The organism is Pantoea sp. CFCC18177 (genome assembly GCF_059412425.1).
On record NZ_JBNBPL010000008.1, the window covers coordinates 1 to 19,135 of the forward strand.

The 19,135-nt window shown below is 52.2% G+C and carries 19 protein-coding genes; 7 read left to right on the plus strand and 12 right to left on the minus strand.

Annotation, left to right across the window (positions count from 1 at the left end):
- Positions 1-581: 581 nt before the first annotated feature.
- From fliD to ACPUC8_RS10065, 3 genes are all read right to left on the minus strand, one after another.
- Complete coding sequence (gene fliD / locus ACPUC8_RS10055; protein ID WP_494926120.1) at positions 582-1,991, minus strand: flagellar filament capping protein FliD; 1,410 nt, start codon at positions 1,989-1,991, stop codon at positions 582-584.
- A 347-nt stretch (positions 1,992-2,338) separates the two neighbouring features.
- Positions 2,339-2,653 carry a hypothetical protein gene (locus ACPUC8_RS10060; RefSeq protein ID WP_494926121.1) on the minus strand — a complete coding sequence of 105 codons (315 nt, stop codon included), beginning with the start codon at positions 2,651-2,653 and terminating at the stop codon, positions 2,339-2,341.
- Between the two features lie 157 nt (positions 2,654-2,810).
- Positions 2,811-3,710: a LysR family transcriptional regulator gene (locus ACPUC8_RS10065; protein WP_494926122.1), complete on the minus strand. Its 900-nt coding sequence runs from the start codon at positions 3,708-3,710 to the stop codon at positions 2,811-2,813.
- Between the two features lie 126 nt (positions 3,711-3,836).
- Here ACPUC8_RS10065 and ACPUC8_RS10070 point away from each other — a divergent pair, with 126 nt between their 5' ends.
- From ACPUC8_RS10070 to ACPUC8_RS10080, 3 genes are all read left to right on the plus strand, one after another.
- Positions 3,837-5,216 carry an MFS transporter gene (locus ACPUC8_RS10070; protein WP_494926123.1) on the plus strand — a complete coding sequence of 460 codons (1,380 nt, stop codon included), beginning with the start codon at positions 3,837-3,839 and terminating at the stop codon, positions 5,214-5,216.
- The gene (locus tag ACPUC8_RS10075; protein ID WP_494926124.1) at positions 5,213-5,611 is read left to right on the plus strand and encodes a DUF4440 domain-containing protein; all 399 of its coding nucleotides are present in this window, start codon (positions 5,213-5,215) and stop codon (positions 5,609-5,611) included. Before ACPUC8_RS10070 ends, ACPUC8_RS10075 begins: the two co-directional genes overlap by 4 nt.
- Before the next feature lie 85 nt (positions 5,612-5,696).
- Positions 5,697-6,017 (plus strand): contact-dependent growth inhibition system immunity protein, encoded by a 321-nt coding sequence (locus ACPUC8_RS10080; protein WP_494926125.1) that lies wholly within the window; start codon positions 5,697-5,699, stop codon positions 6,015-6,017.
- A 229-nt stretch (positions 6,018-6,246) separates the two neighbouring features.
- On the opposite strand, the gene ACPUC8_RS10085 is transcribed toward ACPUC8_RS10080, so the two are convergent.
- The 8 genes from ACPUC8_RS10085 to galB all read right to left on the minus strand — a co-directional run bounded on the left by ACPUC8_RS10085 (position 6,247) and on the right by galB (position 12,920).
- The gene (locus tag ACPUC8_RS10085) at positions 6,247-6,801 is read right to left on the minus strand and encodes a pyridoxamine 5'-phosphate oxidase family protein (RefSeq protein WP_494926126.1); all 555 of its coding nucleotides are present in this window, start codon (positions 6,799-6,801) and stop codon (positions 6,247-6,249) included.
- A 28-nt stretch (positions 6,802-6,829) separates the two neighbouring features.
- Positions 6,830-7,405 carry a TetR/AcrR family transcriptional regulator gene (locus ACPUC8_RS10090; protein WP_494926127.1) on the minus strand — a complete coding sequence of 192 codons (576 nt, stop codon included), beginning with the start codon at positions 7,403-7,405 and terminating at the stop codon, positions 6,830-6,832.
- Positions 7,402-7,995 (minus strand): NAD(P)H-dependent oxidoreductase, encoded by a 594-nt coding sequence (locus ACPUC8_RS10095; protein ID WP_494926128.1) that lies wholly within the window; start codon positions 7,993-7,995, stop codon positions 7,402-7,404. Before ACPUC8_RS10095 ends, ACPUC8_RS10090 begins: the two co-directional genes overlap by 4 nt.
- 121 nt (positions 7,996-8,116) lie before the next feature.
- Positions 8,117-9,346 (minus strand): MFS transporter, encoded by a 1,230-nt coding sequence (locus ACPUC8_RS10100; RefSeq protein ID WP_494926129.1) that lies wholly within the window; start codon positions 9,344-9,346, stop codon positions 8,117-8,119.
- 155 nt (positions 9,347-9,501) lie between these two features.
- Positions 9,502-10,374, minus strand: coding sequence for an NAD(P)-dependent oxidoreductase (locus ACPUC8_RS10105; protein WP_283227493.1), 873 nt, complete (start codon positions 10,372-10,374; stop codon positions 9,502-9,504).
- Between the two features lie 10 nt (positions 10,375-10,384).
- A complete protein-coding gene (locus tag ACPUC8_RS10110) occupies positions 10,385-11,467 on the minus strand; it encodes a 4-oxalomesaconate tautomerase (RefSeq protein ID WP_283227494.1) in 1,083 nt (360 codons plus the stop codon).
- Complete coding sequence (locus tag ACPUC8_RS10115; RefSeq protein WP_283227495.1) at positions 11,464-12,186, minus strand: 4-carboxy-4-hydroxy-2-oxoadipate aldolase/oxaloacetate decarboxylase; 723 nt, start codon at positions 12,184-12,186, stop codon at positions 11,464-11,466. The genes ACPUC8_RS10110 and ACPUC8_RS10115 overlap by 4 nt, the downstream gene beginning before the upstream one ends.
- Positions 12,183-12,920 carry a 4-oxalmesaconate hydratase gene (galB, locus tag ACPUC8_RS10120; protein ID WP_039336311.1) on the minus strand — a complete coding sequence of 246 codons (738 nt, stop codon included), beginning with the start codon at positions 12,918-12,920 and terminating at the stop codon, positions 12,183-12,185. The genes ACPUC8_RS10115 and galB overlap by 4 nt, the downstream gene beginning before the upstream one ends.
- Positions 12,921-13,046: 126 nt before the next feature.
- On the opposite strand from galB, the gene ACPUC8_RS10125 reads away from it, so the two are divergent.
- From ACPUC8_RS10125 to ACPUC8_RS10135, 3 genes are all read left to right on the plus strand, one after another.
- Positions 13,047-14,279, plus strand: a complete 1,233-nt coding sequence (locus ACPUC8_RS10125) for a LysR substrate-binding domain-containing protein (protein WP_283227575.1) — start codon at positions 13,047-13,049, stop codon at positions 14,277-14,279.
- A gap of 234 nt (positions 14,280-14,513) precedes the next feature.
- Complete coding sequence (locus ACPUC8_RS10130; protein ID WP_494926130.1) at positions 14,514-15,893, plus strand: MFS transporter; 1,380 nt, start codon at positions 14,514-14,516, stop codon at positions 15,891-15,893.
- A 57-nt stretch (positions 15,894-15,950) separates the two neighbouring features.
- Positions 15,951-16,925 (plus strand): VOC family protein, encoded by a 975-nt coding sequence (locus tag ACPUC8_RS10135; RefSeq protein ID WP_494926131.1) that lies wholly within the window; start codon positions 15,951-15,953, stop codon positions 16,923-16,925.
- An 85-nt stretch (positions 16,926-17,010) separates the two neighbouring features.
- On the opposite strand, the gene ACPUC8_RS10140 is transcribed toward ACPUC8_RS10135, so the two are convergent.
- Positions 17,011-18,081, minus strand: coding sequence for a LacI family DNA-binding transcriptional regulator (locus tag ACPUC8_RS10140; protein WP_494926132.1), 1,071 nt, complete (start codon positions 18,079-18,081; stop codon positions 17,011-17,013).
- Positions 18,082-18,276: 195 nt separating this feature from the next.
- Here ACPUC8_RS10140 and ACPUC8_RS10145 point away from each other — a divergent pair, with 195 nt between their 5' ends.
- Positions 18,277-19,098, plus strand: coding sequence for an ABC transporter substrate-binding protein (locus ACPUC8_RS10145; RefSeq protein ID WP_494926133.1), 822 nt, complete (start codon positions 18,277-18,279; stop codon positions 19,096-19,098).
- Positions 19,099-19,135 lie beyond the last annotated feature (37 nt).

Consider the following 19,135-nt stretch of genomic DNA (forward strand, 5'->3'; position numbering starts at 1 on the left):
AAAGATGGGACTGGGCGGACTGAGTCCGGTGGAGTACCGGACTCATAATCAAATTAAGCTGACTTAAAGAGTCCAGGTTAAGGGGTTCAGTTCACGATGGAGCATCCATGTTCCAGCGCCACCTTTCGCCCGCGTCCTGCGGGCTCTCCTGGCATACTCGCTCAGCTCAGCGCTGCGAAATGCCTGCCCCGGTGCGGCCCCAGCCAGCTCATTAGCTTCAGTGCGGATTGTCAAAAAGGGCACATTGCCTGAAGCTCTGACGCCTCTGCTGCCCCCTCAGGGCTATCCGCAGCGCTGAGACTTTTACGTTGGACCAGGAGCCCCACGCGGGGAGGCGTGGGGCAGTTCGCGGCCGACCATGGATGGTCATCCGCGAACGGTCCGTCCGGCACGACGTGGAAGTCGAAGGTACCGCTTTAGCGGCGCGAGGACGGCCCAGAGGGGGCAGTAGTGGCGGCAGAGCCCGCACTGAAAAAACAGGCCACTTATCAATAAGCAGCCTGAGTTCTTAACTGACATGCATTACGGCTCCCGGCAGCCTCTTCTGGCAATTCCCATTACGTTCAAGAGTGGGTCAGAAGCTAGTTTTTCGTTCCCGACATGTTTTCAAATTGCTGCGTCAGATAATTGCTGGTGTTATTGAGCGAGCTGATGACGGTATCAAGCCGCGTAAACTGCGCTTTGTAGCGCGCAAGGGTGTCATCAATTTTCTTGCTGGCATTGTTATATTGCTCGGTCAGCGCATTCAATTTTTTACTGATGCCGTCAGTGGCACTTTGCAGCACCCCTTTCGAGCTGAGCATGGAACGCATACTGGACGCCATACCGGTGGCAATACCTGTTTTCTCGCCATCCCCTGAGAAGATATCTCTGACTGCTTCAGGAGTGACCGCCAGTGCGCTGGTCAATTTATCTGCGTCCAGTTTGAGCTTGCCGGAGGTTGGGTCGGTGCTGATACCCGCCTGAGTCAGGGTAGCGAACTGCACGGAGCCGGAGCCGCTTGCCAGAATACTTTTAAGCTGTGTCTGAATGATGCGCAGTGTGCCGTCTCCCAACAATGCGCCGTTGGAGGTGTCCTGACTCGCACCCGCATCAACCGGGGTGTATTTGGTCAAATTGCCCATCGTATCCTGTAGGGCATTATAGGCATTGACCCAATCAGTAATGGCCGTTTTCGCTTTTGAATTATCGCTGCGGACACTCAAGGTCTGCGTGCCAGATGTCTGGTCGTTGAGGTTTAAAGTCATACCTTCAATGGCATCGGAAATCGTATTGCTGCTGCTCTCTACCGGAATGTTATTGATGGTCAGGCTGGCATTTTGTGCCGCCACGTTCTGCGTTATCCCGGACGTGCTTATTGCCGGGTCATACCCCAGAAACGCTTGCAGCGTGTCATCACCCGTGACGGATATGTTATTGAGGGCGTGGCTGGTGCCCGTCTCTGCTGAGGTGAATGAGAGGCGAAAGTCTTTATCAGAGACTTTGATCAAACTGGCACTGATGCCCAGGTTTGACTTGTTGATAGCATCTCTAATTCCGCTTAACGACGTCTGTTCTTGCTTTAAATCAATCGCATATTCATGGCCATCTTCGCTGACGAATGAGATTTTACGCGTCTCTGCTGCACTTCCTGTGGCCTGATTGATGTCGGATCGCGTGGCGCTGGTCAGTGTTTGAGACTGGGCAAGATGCGAAACACTGATGGTGTATTTACCCGGTAACGCTTTGCCGCTGGAATCCGCCGTAAATGCACTGCTGCTGCTTGTGGCTTTCGACTGCGTGTAAAGACTGGCATCTTGCAGGCTGGTGTTGGCGGTCTGAAATGCCTGCACCGCCGTTTTCAGTGTTCCGTATGCAGAGAGCTTAGCCGTTGCGGCTGACTGCTGTTTAGAAATCGGAACCAGTACCTGTTTCTCTGCGGTAGTGAGATTGTCGAGAATATCGCCCAGTTTAAGACCTGACCCAATCCCTAAAGTTGAAATCCCTGCCATCATAAACTCCTGTTATATATCATGTCGTTATGGTTACGTCATGAGTGAGTCTATGTTGGCTTGCTTACGATTTCAGGGTTGCACCGGCGTCGCTCCAACAGGTCCTTCCGTTATTTACATTAATGAGCGTGCAACATCGCCTTAGGCGTGGCGATAACGGACGAAACCTTCAGTGTTTTTGGCGCGTTCAGGAAACCGGGTGCGTGGCGCCTGACTCGCTGGCTGCCGAGGGATTATTACCGAAAGGTCGATTCAATGGGCAAACCCAGACTGGCGATGAAAATCGTAGGGTATGGTCTCAAAGCCAAAGTGACATTCGATCTGCTTTCATTGAACCATGACAACCGTTAGCTACGGCTGCTTTTCCAGTAACGCCAGGACTTATAGGAGAGGACGGGGGGCTGGATGAAGGCTACGATGAGCATGGTGATGAATAACCCAATGCCCACTGATAAACAGTAAAGCCTGTCATGCGTGAACAGCGTCCAGAGAAACACCGCAAAGCAGGCAAAATAGATCCACAAAACAACCCTGAATCGGTTTGCCAGTCCCTGAATGGCTTCCGCCAACGTACCGCCATAGCTGTCAATATTATTACGGATCTTATTCAAATCAGAGCCTGTGAATCCTGCTTTGCGAAGTGCTTCTTCATTCACTCTCATTGCCTCAGCATCCTTTAAAACCAATCAGCCTTTGCAGAAATACCAGATAATCGAAGTGTGATCGACTTGAGCGGGTTGTCCAGGCTTCTGTTCACTCGGATGAAAACGGGGAAGGGCCAAAAGTGCTGATATTTTTACCCTTTATAACAGCAGAATATTAGCTGCTTATAAGACGGGTGAACTCATGCAGAAAATCTATAAACGCGCGCACTTTTTCAGGCAAATGGCGGGTGTTCGGATAGAGCGCATAGATCCCTTGATGGGGAAAATGATGATCTGGCAGCACTTGTACTAACGCTCCCTCAGCCAATTTATCCTGGACCAACCAGGCGGGCAAAAGCGCAACGCCTGCGTTTGCCAACGTAAAGGCCAGCAGCGAAGCCGCACTGTCGGCAGTGATCATCGCTGGATGGCGTGCGCTGAACAGCACTGTTTCTCCCGCTGGCGTGGTCACCTGCCAGCTCAAGGGTGTTAACAGACGGCTATGTGCAATCCATTTCGCGTCGGCGAGTTGTTGCAAACTCTCAATCGGTTGGGTGGTGAGGTACTGGGGAGTAGCCACCACCAGAATAGCGAACCGATCTATGAGACGGGCGTGGTGACTGGAATCCGCCAACTGACCAAGACGGATGGCCACATCGAAACGGCCGGCAATCAGGTCATCATTTTTTGATGATGAAGCATGTTGGATACGCAAGTGGGGGTGTTTGACTGCAAACGCCGCCAGTGCCGGTACCACAACGCGCGCCCCGTATTCAGGCGTAGTAGTAATACGCAGCGAGCCGCTGAGTCCGTTATGTTCACTGTGAATGTCATCAAGTATTTGCGCGGCGTCCTGCAACAGATGCTGGCAGCGATGGTAAAACTTCTCACCGGTTTCGGTCGCAGCAACGCGCCGTGTGCTTCTGGTCAATAAGGCGACGCCAAGTTCTTGCTCAAGCTGCTTTATGTTGAAGCTAACCACTGCTTTTGTCAGTCCCAGCGTCTGAGCGGCGCCGGTAAAACTTCCTGCCTCAACCACCGCAACAAACATTTCCAGACGCTGCATATTAATCATCTGTTACGCCTTTGATGAAGGATGACTGTCAAAAATAGTTTGACAGTATAACTGCATAGCGTGGATTTATCCCGTATTACCATGCTCCTATACTGCGCGCATGACTGCTGTTATGACTGAGAAATCATGAGTTATCGCGTGCGCGTTGCCACTGTGTATCTGTTGGGATTCTTCATCGACCTGGTGAATATGTTTATCGCTAATGTTGCCTTTCCTGAAATTGGGCGACAATTCGATGCGCCGGTCAGCCAACTGGCGTGGGTGAGTAACGCTTATATTTTAGGTTTGACGCTGGTGATACCCCTTAGCCGCTGGCTGGCAGAACGCTTTGGCGCGAAACGTCTTTTTATCCTCTCTTTGATGATTTTCATTTCAGGGAGTGTTGGCGTTGCTGCGTCTCAGTCGATATTGCAACTTATTGGCTGGCGTTTATTGCAGGGGGTAGGGGGGGGATTGCTGATCCCAATCGGACAAACTATGACTTACGTGCTGTATCGCAGCCATGAACGCGCAAAGCTCTCCTCTGCTGTGATGCTAGTGGCTTTGCTGGCTCCAGCACTGTCGCCGGCCGTCGGCGGGTTATTGATTGAAAGTTTTAACTGGCGCTGGGTATTTCTGGCAAGTGTGCCACTGGCCGTTGTGGCCGTGATCCTGGCAGCGTGGTGGCTTAATGCAGATACACCCACGGTGGCCACTGAGCGATTGGACATGGTGGGATTAGTCAGCGGCTGTGGTGCATTGACGTTGATCCTGTTGGGACTGACCTCCTTAGGCGAAACTCAGCCAGCGAATAAAGGTGTATTCACACTCTTAGCGGGGATGATTGTTTTTGGCGGATATATCAGGAATGCACTGAATAAAAGCCAGCCTCTGATTGATCTCCATCTGGTGCGAGATCCGCTGTTGCAGACGTCCATGCTGATATACCAGTTTGTACCGGGAATTTTTACTGGCGTGAGCATGTTAGCCATGCTTTACCTGCAGAATGAGCTGGGTATGCATGCCGCCTGGGTGGGGGCATTAATGTTGCCTTGGTCGATCGCTTCATTTATCGCGATCAGTTATACGGGGAGGCGATTTAATACCCTGGGACCGCGTCCACTGTTTATCAGCGGAAGTATCATTCAGGCGCTGGGCATTGGGCTTGTGGCCGCAACGGGACACTCTGCATCAGCGGTGATATGTGTCATCGCATTCTGTCTGATGGGATTGGGAGGCAGCTTATGCAGCAGTACAGCGCAAAGCTCGGCCTTCCTGCAGATCTCTGACGAGCGGTTGGCCGATGCCAGTGCGATTTGGAATATTAATCGTCAGCTCAGTTTCTGTCTCGGCGTGACGCTGCTCAGCCTGCTGTTTAATTTGCTGTTAAACAGCGGAATCTCTACTGATCTCGCCTTTAAACTTTGCTTTGTGATTGCGGCCTGCACTGTGGTCTTACCGATTTTATGTTGTCTGCGTATTGCCAATCGCAAGGTATTACTTACCCTCAATCAGGAGAAGAAATGAACCGGTATTTTCAGGAAGTTTTAGAGGCACATGAAGGCATTCAACAATGGCTGGGTAATGCGGAAACGAAAGATGAAGTCTGCGATAACCTACTCGCCCGCTTCGGTCCTGATTTCAGCATGGTAAGCCCGGCAGGCGGTCTGTTGAATTTTGATGCACTGAACCTTTTCTTTCGCACACAACGCGGTGCCCGGGCAGGTCTTACCTTGCACATCATGGATATGCAATTGTTAGCTGAAAGCGAAAAGGGGGCAACGGTTTGCTACAAGGAACAGCAGCACATTCCGGGACAAGCTTCGACTTTGCGCTTTTCGACAGCTGTCTTCGAGCTGGATGAACAGGAGAGTGTGATTTGGAGACACCTGCAAGAGACAGCGCTACCGCAGGGAGTTTAACGACTGGAAAAGTTGATTGCGCTAAAGAGTTTTGTATTTAATTAACAGCCGTAAATCGTACTGAGAACATTTTCGGAGCTATAACGTGGAAAGAATCAATATCAGCGCACTCGACGATCATATCTTTATTTACTTCGGTCAGGACTACAACCTGTTTGACGATAGTGAGGATATCGAGCCTAAAATCGACGCATTCTTGGCTGCATCGCACAAAGGGATGCAGTATGCGGTTATCGACGATATCGACTTGTTCCTGCAGGAGTGTGATAACCTGGAGACTGATTTCAGGGCGCATTACCGGAGTTCTTTTATCCCCGAAAACTGGGAAACCACGCCGGCTAAATTTTTGGATTTGGTTAAATGTCAGATACGCCAATATCTGCAGGCTTCGGAGCATTCTGTCTAATCAGGTTCACGGCAGGTTTTTTATCACAGCATTAAGGACTTTATCTTTTTGGCGTCTGTCGTTCTGAAAAGGTCATGTGAGCTTTGGTAGGTCGGTAAAATTACTTTTATATCAATAGCATATCTAAGATCGCAAAATACTTATTATGTTAAATAAGATGTTCAGTCGAACTAGCTTGTTGATAACTGCCCTTAGCTTACGTATTAGATTGGTTGAGTTCTCGACTGGACTACGGATTCACCCATTTGCAGCCGCCAAGTTCTCCGGCCGAATTATAATCCAGCAAAGCCCTTTGATTGTGTTCCCGCGCCAGATGGCACCAATCCAGCTGGCTAATCTGAATCAGCATCACACCGAAGTTATCTTCAGCGTTGCCGCCGTTGTTGGGATGGTTGTAAGTGTTGCTTCCCGGCGCGGCACCCGCGTAAGTTTGCTGTGTGCGTTGCGATAACTTTTGCCATGCCGCTTCAGCCACTGCGCTGTGTGCACCGTGCAACTCAACCGCGCCCTGCAGCCGCAACTGGGTTTTATCGCTGTAACCCAAAACCGTCACGTCTGGATTGATCTTCAGCGCCGGCCATTTCGGGCTGCGCATATCGGTATGAAATTCCAGCGTTCTTGTAACGCGATCAACACCACGCAGCACTACTGTCCTCGCCTGTGGTTTTCCCAGTTGATCAACAGAAGCGATCGTTAAGCAGTGAAAACCGCTGTCAGGATCGTTGGCACCAGATTCCAGCGCATTCCAGCAATCTGTATCAATCATGTTGAGACGCAATGGCATTCGTTGCTCCTGTTGGCTGGATTAATCGTTACTGATGGCGTTCCACAAGCTTAATAATGAGCGCCTGAAGTTCGGCTAATCCTTGCTGCTGGCTGATGTCGCCGGACACCACCGCATTAGAAATCGCATCGGCAGCACCTAAAATCCCCCACATACTGGCTTGGGGGAGTGATGCTTCGGAAAACCAGCCTCGAAATTTCTCAATGAAGTCATGCTGGTATTTACGCTTCACCTCAGCCAGTTCCGGCGTACTATCGAGCGCCGACAGCACATCTGGAATTTCCCGCCCCTGGGCTAACACGCAATCGACATAGCTGGACGCCACCACGTAAGCCCGCTCGGTAAGGCGAGTACCGGCGGCGTTCATCGCCGCCTCGATGATGGTGTTCTGCCGCAGGTCGAAATCTTCATACAACGCAGCGAGCAGACCATGGCGCGTACCAAAATGATCGTAGACCACCGGCTTGCTCACGCCAGCCTCTTCTGCCACGCGCCCTAACGTCAATGCATCACTGCCCTGCTCTCGCACCAGATTCCACGCCACAGTCATCAGTTGCTGCCGTCGGGCTTGATGAGACATGCGTTGGCGAGTGGATGAGTTCATGCGAGTTCCTTGACGTTAAAAAGTCGCTGGCCAAGTTGATGTGCCAGCGCGAAGTGTGCATCAGGATAATTTATATCGCCAGGTAACAACAGTTCACTGGTCACAACGGGTGCGCCGCAGTAGTCAAAAATGCCCACGTCAATCTGCGTACGCATGCTGCTGAAATAACCGCGACGTAAATAAGTTCGCTGACTCGCTGCGCCCAGCGCCAAAAGGTGTACCTGTAATTTGCCGAGTTTTTTCACGACGTGTTGGCCGTCATCCTCGTACGCCCAGCCTTGAGTGAACACGCGGTCTATCCAACCTTTCAACTGCGCGGGGAACGACCACCAGTAAATCGGATAAACCAGTACCAGTGCATCGGCACGGTCCAGCCGCTGCTGCTCGGCCACGACGTCGGCTGGCGACGGGGCGGCATTTTTGAACTGATCAAAATCAGCCTGATTGAATCGAGGATCAAACTGCTCTGCAGCCAGATCGGCAATTTCGTAACTGTTCCCGCCAGCAGCAATGCCTTGTGCCACCTGCGAGACGATGGTGTGAGTATGAGAATGGTGGTCTGGATGAGCTGTAACGATAAGAGCATGCATAGCGACAACCTCCAAAAGAATTAACCTACCAATGGTAACTTACTGTTGGTAGGTTGTCACATTTGAAGGGATGTGGCAAATCAGATCGATGATGGCTGCCGAAGCCCGAATCTAATGATTTTTAGACATCGTCAAGATTGATGCCAGTAGAGTTAGGTAAGCAAAGCGCAGCGACGATCCCAATGATATAAGATGCGATCGCAAGGGCCCCCATGGCATAACCCAGATGAATTTTACTGGATACAATTCCCACTAAGGCTGGCATTAAAGAACCAAAGCCGCGACCAAAACTGGCGCAAAAACCAGCCCCGCTTCCTCGAATGTACGTTGAATAAAGTTCGGAGAACGCCGGTGTCAAACCCGAAGCCAGACCACCCTGCAAGGCTCCCAGGAAAAAACCCAGCACTAACGTAATATTCAGGCTTACATTAGCAAACATGTAGATACTGACGACGGCTATTTGCCCTATCAGGAAAAGGATGATGGTTTTCCATCGACCCAATCTGTCGCTTAATCTGCCATATATGAAGGGTCCCACTAATGAACCCAATATATTAATTGCCAGATAGCCAGACATAGATAATACCGGCAATCCTAACTCCATTCTTAGATAGGTAGGCAGCCAGGTAATCATAATATAGGCGCCACCAAAGATTCCAGAGGCGAGCAGTGTGGCGGTAACTGTAATTCGTCGATTTTTACCTTTAAAAATGTCAGCGATGTTATTGGATTTCTTTTTTTTAGCGATGCTCAAAAAGACCGGAGATTCTGGTACTAAACGACGAATAAACCAGACAAGAATGGCAGGAATAATACCGATCAGGAAAAAGAGTTTCCACGCTATCTCTTGAGGAAAAAAATTGAGCAGCACAGGCAGCACGGCTAACGAGATTGCGTAACCAATAGCGTAACCACTTTGGATAGAGGCGCCTACACGTCCTCGGTAGCTGGCGCGGATCACTTCGCTGATTAAGACCCCACCGACAACGACTTCGCCACCATAACCGAGTCCCTGAAGAAATCGGACGATTAGAAATTGCCAGAATTCACCACAGAGTGCGGTTAATGCGGTGAAGCAAGCCACCCACAAAACCGTCAATTGCATAACACGAATGCGTCCCCAGCGATCGGCCAGCATACCCGCACTCCACCCGCCCAATGCACTGCCAATTAAAGAGGCTGAACCCAAAATACCCGCTTCAGATTTTGTCAGGATTGCCAGGCTCAATAATATCGGCATCACCAGCGAATATATGGTGCTGTCCATTGAGTCGAGCGTGAATCCGCCCAGACACGCCCACCATGTTTTCTGCTCATCCCTGTTTAATGTACTGTACCATCCCAATTTCATTGCTCACCTTCCGTTTTATAATAGTAATAGATTGAGCACCTTGTAGGTGTCGAGGGTTGTGATATTCAAATGCATGGTCATTTAAAAAATAAGTAAAAGCGCCATCGGTCAAAAATATCCCGAGGTTCCTTTATTGTTGTGCGGTAAAGACACAATTATTCCAGTCGGCAAAATGCATCCTGCCAGTTGAAAGGCATCAGGTCGTGATAGTTCACCCCTTTCGCCTGCATACTGGCGGGTAAAGCAGCCTGAACCTGCTGCGTCGCCTGGCTCATCGTGGCATTTAGCCCCACATCCTGTAGCGTTTTGATGACCTCACCCATCTCTTCAGCACGACGAACGCCATGTTCCGCAACGCGGCTGATTAAGTAGTGGGGTAATTGGTCGTTCCACCCCAGAGAGGGGAAGCTGGCATGCAGTGAGGAGAGAACCGCGTCTTCGACGCCGTATTGTTTTGCCGCACTCAGGCACTCTGTCGTGAGCGCTTCCAGTCCTTTGATCATTACGCTGCGGCACATTTTGATTGCCGATACTTCGCCAACATGCAGGCTGGCGGCGCTGGCCTGACAGCCTAAAGCATTAAAAATCGAAGCAGCATACTCTGCGTGGTTACCGCCCATCAGTAATGGTGTCTGAAGTCGTTTAGGGGGTACGGGCGCCATCACCGCCACATCCAGATACGCTCCAGCACCCGCCGCCACTGCTCGCGCGGCAGCGCGTTTGGTTTCCGGTGCAACGGAGTTAAAGTCGAGGAAGTACTGGCTGCTCCGCAATAATGGGGCTGCTTGTTGGGCTACCTCAAATGCATTAGCGGCGGTGACCAGGGACAATACCCAATCAGCGCCTTCCAGTGCCTCAGCAAGGGAACGGGCCGGGTGAACCGAACCCTGCTCAGTTGCTGCTTTTAACGTCTCGCCCGCAGGTGTGAGAAACTTTTTATCCCAGACACTGACTCTCGCGACCTGCGAGAGATCTTTTGCATAAATTTGCCCTGCTTCACCAAAACCAATAATGGCGATGTTCGTCATGTCCTGCTCCTTATTTGCCTGACCAGAGCGTGCCAGGAATCGCGACGGAACCTTCAAACAGCAAGCGAGCGGTACGAATCAGTCCGCTGTTAATGACGTAGCCGTTCAGGTCTTGGCTGAGCATGACGCTAAATTCCCCTTCCGGGTGTTCTATGGAGAGCCGATGCTCGATTTCAGCACTGACTTGTGCCACGCCTTCCGTTATCGCACCGGGGATCAGGCAAGCCGTGGCCACACTCACGGCACCCAGTACGCCGATAGAGGCATGGCAGCGATGGGGAATAAAGGTGCGAGTGGTGACGGTCCCTCCATTTACCGGAGGGGAAATCAGCGTCATTTTGGGGACGGTGCGCGTGCTGACATCGCCAAGATTCATGCGTAAACCGGCCTGTAAGCGAATGGATTCCAGCCGGGCCTTCAGCTCATCATCAGCGTCCAGCTGTTCACGGGTTTCCAGGCCGCTGCGTTGCAGATCGGCGGCGCGCACTAAGACCACAGGCATCCCGTTATCGATGCAGGTTACGTCAATGCCATCAAAGGTATCGCGTGCTTGCCCGGTGGGCAGTAATGCGCCGCAACTCGAACCGGCGATATCCTGGAAACGGATGACCTGCTCTGCCGCGCAACCGGGCACGCCGTCAATTTGCGTATCACCCTGATATTCCACTGCTCCGTCAGGCGTCGCGATTTGCGCTTCGGCGATCTGCCCGGTATTCACCATGAAAATGCGGACTCGCGTCAGGGGGCCCTGAACGGGAATCAGACCTTTTTCAACCGCAAACGGGGCCACGGCGGCCAGAATATTGCCGCAGTTCTGCCCGTAATCCACTTTTGCCTTATCAACGTTCACCTGAGCAAACAGGTAATCCACGTCGGCGTCTGAGCGTGCAGAAGCAGAGATAATCGCCACTTTGCTGGTCAGCGGATCGGCACCGCCGATGCCATCAATTTGTCGCGGATCGGGGGATCCCATCACCGCAAGCAGCACCGCGTCACGCAGTTGCGTCTCTTCTGGGAGATCGCTGGCCAGAAAACAAGCGGCTTTAGACGTTCCACCCCGCATCAGAACACAGGGAATTCGGGTCTGTTTCATGATGAAAGCTTCTGTAAATCGTCAAGGGAATCAAGGTAGCGCAACCCTTTTTCAGCGAGCTGTTCGCGCATCTGATAAATATCCAGACCGAGTTCACCTGATGCTAACCGCACGCGTTTACTCTCTTCATTGGCGACACGCTGCCGGGCAGCCTGTGCCACCGCGTCGGCATCAGCCCTCGGCACCACCACCACGCCATCATCGTCAGCGACCACGATATCGCCCGGATAGACCAACTGGCCGGCGCAGATCAGCGGGATATTCACGGAACCCAGGGTTTCTTTAACCGTTCCCTGGGCATAGACCGCGCGCGACCAGACAGGGAAGTTCATCTCGCGCAGCGTTTGACTGTCGCGAATACCGATATCGCCGACTAATGCCACGACACCACGTGCTTTTAACGAGGTGGCGAGGAGATCGCCGAAAAAGCCGTCATGGCAGTCAGATGTCGGTGCCACCAGCAAGACATCATCCGGTTGACACTGCTCGACAGCAACATGAAACATCCAGTTATCGCCAGGCGAGACCAATACCGTCACGGCACTGCCCGTCACGGTGACACCCTGCTGGATCGGCCGCACTCGCTTATCCAGCAAGCCCTGGCGCTGTTGGGCTTCGTGAACGGTTGCCACACCAAAGTGGGCGAATTCTTTGACCAGGGCACCATCGGCTCGCTGAATTTTGCGCACGACCAGGCCTTTTCTGTTCACCATGCTCATGCCAGATCCTCCGTCACGCGGGGGAACAGGCTCTGATACCCTTCACCGTGGGTAATCACCCGTGTTGAGGTAATGCCAGTATTGCGTTTGGCCTGCACGCCGCGCTGTAATGCGACGCGGGTATAGTATTCCCACAGATGTTCCTGCCCGGCCATACACTGAATCGCTTGGTATTTTTTGTCCCAGACCGAAGTAATATCCAGTAATACATCCGGTTTCCACTGGCACTGCTCGGGCTGGTGGGGTTCAAAACAGTAGACCGGCGGTGCACCAATAATCGGCTCGCCGGGGCGATACCCCTCGGCCTGCGCGATGATGCGCGCTTCCTGCGTGAGATTTGCCGCAAGAGGATGATCGTAGTTATAGGGATCGGCAATCGAGTGTGTCAGGACAAAGTGAGGCTGAATGCGACGGAATACATCGGCCAGACGGAACAATGTCTCTTTGTCAGCGCGTAACGGATAGTCGCCCAAATCAAAGAACTCAATACTCGCACCCAACACTTCAGCGGCCGCTTCCGCTTCCGTGCGACGGTGCTGTTTCACCGTCTCCTCCGTCATATTGCCTTTGCGCCATAGTTTCGCCGATTCGCCGCGCTCACCAAATGAGAGACAAACCACATGCACGTCATAGCCGCGTGCGCTATGCAGCGCGATTGCGCCGCCCGCCCGCCAGACGAAGTCAGCGGAATGGGCACTGACCACCAAAGCACTTTTTTTTGCTGCGTTTTCCATCTTATTTCCCTGCTGTTGCGTTTTTTTTATCCTGCCATGACCCTTCTGAGGCGAATAATGTCTTTCATTGCGCATGCTATGAGTTTTATTTATGTTGTGATGATGATCTCGTGGAGGGAAGACCGGATGACGAATAAGAGCGGCGAAGAATTTGATATAAAAATCATGCAACTAAGAGCGCTTTGTTTAATTGCAGAAAGAGGCACAATATCGAATGCTGCTGAATATTTATTTCGCACCCAATCTGCGGTCACGCGATCGATTCGTGATCTTGAACACACTTTAGACACGCCTTTGTTTGAACGGCATGCCAGCGGAATGCTGCTGACCGAGCAGGGGAAATGTGTGTTACCGCGTGCGCAGCGTGCGCTGCAAGAGCTCAACCGCATCCCGGCCTTGCTGGCAAGATTTAAACAGCGGGAAAGTGTGCGCGATGAGGCTGAGCCCATCTGGTTATTCAATGTGAGGCGGTTGAATATTTTTCTGCAGCTCTACCACCTGCACCATACGCAGAGTGTCGCCAATATGCTGGCGATCAGCCAACCCGCCGTCAGCGCCGCGCTTAAGGTGCTGGAAAAGGGGGCCGGTCAGGTGTTATTTCAGCGTTCGCCAAAAGGGATGATGCCGTCAGCGGCGGCACGTGAAATAGCACCGTATATCAGCCGGGCACTGAATGAAATTCGTCACATCCCGGAAGACCTGGCCGCACAGGATGGGAAATTGCAGGGCGTGGTTCACGTCGGCGCCCTGCCCCTGTGCCGCACTTCTCTGCTGCCTCGTGCCATCAGTCGCCTTGTCGCTGCCCATCCGGCAGTGAGAGTGGTGACCAATGAAAGTGCATACAGCTCGCTGGTGACCGAATTACGGGCGGGTGAGGTTGATTTGATTCTGGGTGCGCTGCGACAGATTGATGGAATCACAGATATTGATCATCAGGCACTGTTCAGCGAAGAGCTGGTCCTGTTGACCCGCCCTGGGCATCCCTTGGTCGGAAATCCCGTCATCCCTGAGGATTTCGCGCAGACGCAATGGATTTTGCCGCGGGCGAATACACCAGCCCGACACTTACTGGATCAGGCCTTTAAGACGTTGGGGATCGCCTCTCCTGTGCCTGTCGTGGAGAGTGGCGACCTTGCCATCGTGCGTGGCCTGTTGATGAATTCCGACATGGTGGCGGCCGTTTCCTGGCATCAACTGGAATACGAATTACGCGCTGGCACGTTGGTGCCTCTGAGCTTCACGCTGCCCGATACGCAGCGTGATATTGGCATTACGCTGCGCCATGGGGCGCTTCACTCTCCCGCTACGCTGGCATTGATTGAATCCATTCGCGCCGAAGCCGTCTCAGACATCATCTAAACGAAATGCATAGGGTGATTAACGCTAAACTGCATGAGTGGCAATCATGTCGGCGTTTTTCACCTGTTGCTTTCGCCAGAGACTATGCCAACTCGCTCACAATATAAATGTAACTCATACCTTTAAAAGGGTTTTTAAACAGACATAACGCGCCAGGCTGCATACCGTGTAATTGGATTGTTAATACGCAACGACAACAAAAATAACCTCAGTCCCTTTACCGAGAACCTACCCATGAACACAGAAAAACTGGTCGATATCAAAGCCTGGATTGATGCACGGCCTATTTCGCCCTTTCAGTGGCGCGTACTCTTTCTCTGCCTGATTATCATCATGTTCGATGGCTACGATGCTGCGGTGATGGGGTTTATTGCTCCCGCGCTGATTGAAGAGTGGCATATTTCCCGTGCCGCCATGGGGCCCATCCTCGGCGCTGCCATGTTTGGCGTGGCGATAGGCGCATTGATTGCCGGCCCTTTGTCCGATCGCTTTGGGCGCAAGAAAGTCATTCTGCTGTCGGTGCTGATGTTCTCCACTTTCAGCCTCGTCTGCGCATTTGCTACCACGCCTTTACAAATGGCCTTGCTGCGTTTTATCGCCGGCTTGGGGCTGGGGGCCGTTATGCCTAACTGCGTCACGTTGCTGTCAGAGTACATGCCTGAACGGCGCAAGGGCGTCATGATTACCTTGATGTTCAGCGGTTTTAATATCGGGTCTGGCTTGGGCGGGTTTATTGCGGCTGCATTGTTGGCGCACTATCACTGGTCTGCCGTACTGATTTTTGGTGGCGTAATCCCATTACTGTTGCTGCCATTCCTGGGCGTGCTGTTACCTGAATCCGCCTTCAATCTATTGGTGCGTAAAGCACCCCGTGCTCAGATTGCGGCTTTGCTGAACCGGATGGGCGGACATTTCACCCCGGATTCGGCCTTTATCCTCAATTCCCCTCGGATGAGTCGCAACAGCACCATTTCACAGCTGTTCCGTCACGGCTTTGCTCGCGGCACTATCATTCTGTGGATGACTTACTTTATGGGGTTGTTCGTCATCTATCTGTTGAATGGCTGGCTGCCGACCATAATGCGTTCAGGTGGTATTTCACTGGAACAAGCCGCCGTGATTGCCGGTCTGTTCCAGCTAGGTGGTCCACTGGGCGGCATCATCGTTGGCGCGTTAATGGACAAACTCAACGCAAAATATGTTATTGGCGTGGTGTACCTGTTGGGCAGCCTCTGTTTAATCGCTCAGGGGGTGTTTAACTTCTCTGGCGTGAGCCTTGGCATTTTCATCTTCATCATCGGCATGTGCATTAATGGAGCGCAGAACGGGTTGCAGGTCTATTCGCCCGCCTATTACCCCACGGAAATTCGCGCAACGGGGGTCAGTTGGATGCACGGTATCGGTCGTACCGGTGCCATTTTAAGTTCTTCCGTGGGGGGCTTACTGATCGGGGCGTTTCCAGCACAGTCCGCCATCTTCTTCATCCTTGCTTTGCCCGCGCTGTTCGCCGCAGTAAGCATTGTGTTACACCGTAACGTATCACTTTCATTGAAAGTCAAAGGGGCGGACCTGGATGATCTTCCAGTGCTTTCACAAACCCTAAATAACCGGTGATGTTACGCTCTAAAAAAAAGCTAATTACCTTACATATTGTTTAACAGGAATTTCATTATGACGATTCAACTGCCGGAACCCTGCTTTGATATTGCCCATCTGGCTCACGTTGAGATTTATAGTGACAAATTTGAAGAGAGTCTCGACTTCTTTGTTAACGTCTATGGCCTGACCATTTCGGCTCAGGATGCGGATCATGCCTGGTTGCGTGCCTGGGATGATTACGAGTTTCACAGTCTGAAGTTGACTCGGCACCACACCACCGGAGTCGGCCATATTGCCTATCGCGCCAGTTCAGAAGCCGCTTTAATGCGACGTGTCGCGGCCATTGAGGCGAGCAAGTATGAGGTGCTGGGCTGGGTCGATAATGAGCAGGGGCACGGTCGTGCTTTTCGCTTTGCCGATCCCTTTGGGCATGTTTTCGAGATTTACTACGATACGGTGCGCTACCAGGCGGACGCCGAGGAACGCCCATCGCTGAAAAATTTGTCACAGCGTTATCATGCACGCGGTGCCTGCCCACGCCGTCTTGATCATCTCAATCTGTTAGCCGCCGATGTCAGCGAGTTCAAAAACTTTATGGAGACCTGTCTGGGCTCACGCGTCACAGAGATGATTCAGCTGGATAACGGCCGCATTGGCGGGTGCTGGTTCACTATCAATAATAAAACCTACGATCTGGCCTGTACGGAAGAGCACGGTGGCGGCAACGGACGTCTGCATCACGTCACCTATGCCACGGATACGCGCGAAGATATTCTGCGTGCAGCCGACATCTTTTTGGAGAATGGTATCCATATTGAGACCGGTCCACACAAGCACGCGATACAGGGCACGTTCTTCCTTTATGTCTGGGAGCCTGCGGGGAATCGCGTTGAGCTGGCTAACTCGGGTGCGAGACTAATTCTGGCTCCTGACTGGCAAACGGTCGTCTGGACTGAGGCTGAAAGGAAAAAAGGCCAGGCGTGGGGGCTGAAGACTATTGAAACCTTCCATACGCATGGTACGCCGCCATCTCGTTCTAACGGTTAAATTCCCTGCCATATTAGCCGTGCGGACAGCATCAGCTGTTCGCTGGCTGATTGACGTCAACAACGTTAATGATGTTTGCATGGCGCTAAAATTCGTGTCTTCCAACCGATCCCCTGACCACCATCCAGCTATCAAACCTCGGTAGTTCCCCAACTGACTGCTGGCGTATATGGCAGATCAACCTGCGCGCGGCTTCACGTCCCATTTCATACACCGGCTGAGCAACCACGGTTAAAGGCGGTGTCATCAATTCCGTCCAGGGAAAATCATCATACATCACAAACGACATCGCTTCGGGCACCCCTAATCCGCGTTTTGCCAGCCCTCGTAGGATGCCCATGGCAATGAGATTATCTGAGGCAATCAGTGCAGTGGGTGGTTCTGGGAGAGATAACAACTCCGTCAATAGTTGTTCGATGATCGCGTCGTTAAAGGCATTGAGGCGGATAAGGCTGGGATCCAGTTTAAGCCCTGCGTCCTGGTAAGCATCTATCATCCCCTTTACACGCTGTGCCACGGGAGTTGGCCCTAAAGTTGTTGCCGTTGAGTAGGGTTCAGGCACCCGCATACTGGAGAGATAAGCAATGCGTTGATGGCCAGCATTGAGTAATAACGTGGTTGCCTCTTTCGCTGTGGCTAAAAAGTTTGCCTGTATCGCCTCAACGTCCATGCCTTCGACTGCCCGGTCAAACATAATCAGTGAGCGGCCTTCGGCCAGCACCTGTTTAAGGTGTTCATTATCGCGTGACATCGAACTGCAAGGTGCCACGATGATGCCATCGACACGCTTATCCAGCATAACGCGCACTGCTTCCTGCTCCTCTTCCAGTGTCTCATCACTGTTGCTGAGAAGTAAGTGAAAGCCTGCCTGTCTGGCAACATCTGCCATGCCGCGTAATGCGAGCCCAAAGTGTGGGTTTTCAATATCCCCGACAATCACGCCAATGGTATTAGAGCGCCCGGTATTCATGCTGCGGGCCAGCTCATTAGGCCGATACCCTAAGGCCTCTGCCGCCTGGTTAACCCGGGTTTGCACCTCTTCACTGACGGAGCCATACCCGCCTAGTGCTCTTGCAGCCTGCGCTTTTGACACGCTGGCTGCGCGCGCGACATCAGCCACGGTAGGGCCACGGGAACGGTGATTTTCATTGGTCATAATTATTTCGAATCACAAGTTGATGACGACAGAATTGACGCTTCTTTAGGCGTGTGCTTAATATCAGTATATCCACTTGAGACCGGTCTCACAACATGCGCCGGTTTCATTTTGACCCTCGCTGAGACCGGTCTCAATCATAATATACCGGCTTAGCGGACTCTGAAGTTTCACCTGCACAGACGGAAGAGCCTTATGACATCGCAAAAATATTTTACCCACCTCACTGCCGCACTACTCGGCTGCGCCGTGTTGTTTTCAGCCAGCTTCAGTGCTCTGGCAGCAAATGGCAGCAATCCTTACGGTTTACTGGAACCCGGACATCTGCGCGTGGCCAGTTTGGGAGACGCTAAGCCCTACACCTTCACCGACAAGAACGGAAATTTTACTGGGTTTGATATCGAGTTCTTTAAAAACGTGGCGCATAGGATCGGCATCGATAAGGTGGATTTTGTCGGCCAGGATTTCTCCGCCATTCTGCCCGCGGTAGCGAACGGACAATATGATGCCGGTGTGGCCGCGATTGGGATCACCCCAGCACGGGAAAAAACCGTCGATTTTTCGACCGGCTATCTGGCTGGCTATCTGACCGTGCTGACCCGCAGTGACTCGGGGGTGAAGAATGTTGAAACGCTGGCACATAAGCGGTTAGGGGTGATCCAGGGCACGTTGCAGGAAAGCTACGCGTTGCAGCATTTCAAACAGACCGACCTGGTGCGTTTTCCTGATAACAACAGTGCCGTTTCCGCGCTAAACAATGGCACCCTGGATGCCATGTTCCTCGATTACGAAGCCGCCAAAGATTATGTCACCCGTTTCAAACTGGTCACAGCGGCTGATATCCCCTCTTTCGATGCCCCCGCCGGTGTGGCGATCGCGAAAGACAAGCCTGCTTTTAAAGCCGCTCTCGACAAAGCTATTAAAGATGCGATGCAGGACGGCACCTGGAAACAGCTTTATGAGAAGTGGTTCCCGGGTTCGCCGATGCCGAAACAGTATCTGCCGAACGGCCAATAACCTCGCGCGACATCTGAGCGAGAGACTGCATCCGGTG

Excerpts from the sequence above, each read along its gene's own strand:
- fliD (WP_494926120.1), bottom strand. The coding sequence starts at position 1,991 with ATGGCAGGGATTTCAACTTTAGGGATTGGGTCAGGTCTTAAACTGGGC.
- ACPUC8_RS10060 (WP_494926121.1), bottom strand. The coding sequence starts at position 2,653 with ATGAGAGTGAATGAAGAAGCACTTCGCAAAGCAGGATTCACAGGCTCT.
- ACPUC8_RS10065 (WP_494926122.1), bottom strand. The coding sequence starts at position 3,710 with ATGATTAATATGCAGCGTCTGGAAATGTTTGTTGCGGTGGTTGAGGCA.
- ACPUC8_RS10070 (WP_494926123.1), top strand. The coding sequence starts at position 3,837 with ATGAGTTATCGCGTGCGCGTTGCCACTGTGTATCTGTTGGGATTCTTC.
- ACPUC8_RS10075 (WP_494926124.1), top strand. The coding sequence starts at position 5,213 with ATGAACCGGTATTTTCAGGAAGTTTTAGAGGCACATGAAGGCATTCAA.
- ACPUC8_RS10085 (WP_494926126.1), bottom strand. The coding sequence starts at position 6,801 with ATGCCATTGCGTCTCAACATGATTGATACAGATTGCTGGAATGCGCTG.
- ACPUC8_RS10090 (WP_494926127.1), bottom strand. The coding sequence starts at position 7,405 with ATGAACTCATCCACTCGCCAACGCATGTCTCATCAAGCCCGACGGCAG.
- ACPUC8_RS10095 (WP_494926128.1), bottom strand. The coding sequence starts at position 7,995 with ATGCATGCTCTTATCGTTACAGCTCATCCAGACCACCATTCTCATACT.
- ACPUC8_RS10100 (WP_494926129.1), bottom strand. The coding sequence starts at position 9,346 with ATGAAATTGGGATGGTACAGTACATTAAACAGGGATGAGCAGAAAACA.
- ACPUC8_RS10105 (WP_283227493.1), bottom strand. The coding sequence starts at position 10,374 with ATGACGAACATCGCCATTATTGGTTTTGGTGAAGCAGGGCAAATTTAT.
- ACPUC8_RS10110 (WP_283227494.1), bottom strand. The coding sequence starts at position 11,467 with ATGAAACAGACCCGAATTCCCTGTGTTCTGATGCGGGGTGGAACGTCT.
- ACPUC8_RS10115 (WP_283227495.1), bottom strand. The coding sequence starts at position 12,186 with ATGAGCATGGTGAACAGAAAAGGCCTGGTCGTGCGCAAAATTCAGCGA.
- galB (WP_039336311.1), bottom strand. The coding sequence starts at position 12,920 with ATGGAAAACGCAGCAAAAAAAAGTGCTTTGGTGGTCAGTGCCCATTCC.
- ACPUC8_RS10125 (WP_283227575.1), top strand. The coding sequence starts at position 13,047 with ATGACGAATAAGAGCGGCGAAGAATTTGATATAAAAATCATGCAACTA.
- ACPUC8_RS10130 (WP_494926130.1), top strand. The coding sequence starts at position 14,514 with ATGAACACAGAAAAACTGGTCGATATCAAAGCCTGGATTGATGCACGG.
- ACPUC8_RS10135 (WP_494926131.1), top strand. The coding sequence starts at position 15,951 with ATGACGATTCAACTGCCGGAACCCTGCTTTGATATTGCCCATCTGGCT.
- ACPUC8_RS10140 (WP_494926132.1), bottom strand. The coding sequence starts at position 18,081 with ATGACCAATGAAAATCACCGTTCCCGTGGCCCTACCGTGGCTGATGTC.
- ACPUC8_RS10145 (WP_494926133.1), top strand. The coding sequence starts at position 18,277 with ATGACATCGCAAAAATATTTTACCCACCTCACTGCCGCACTACTCGGC.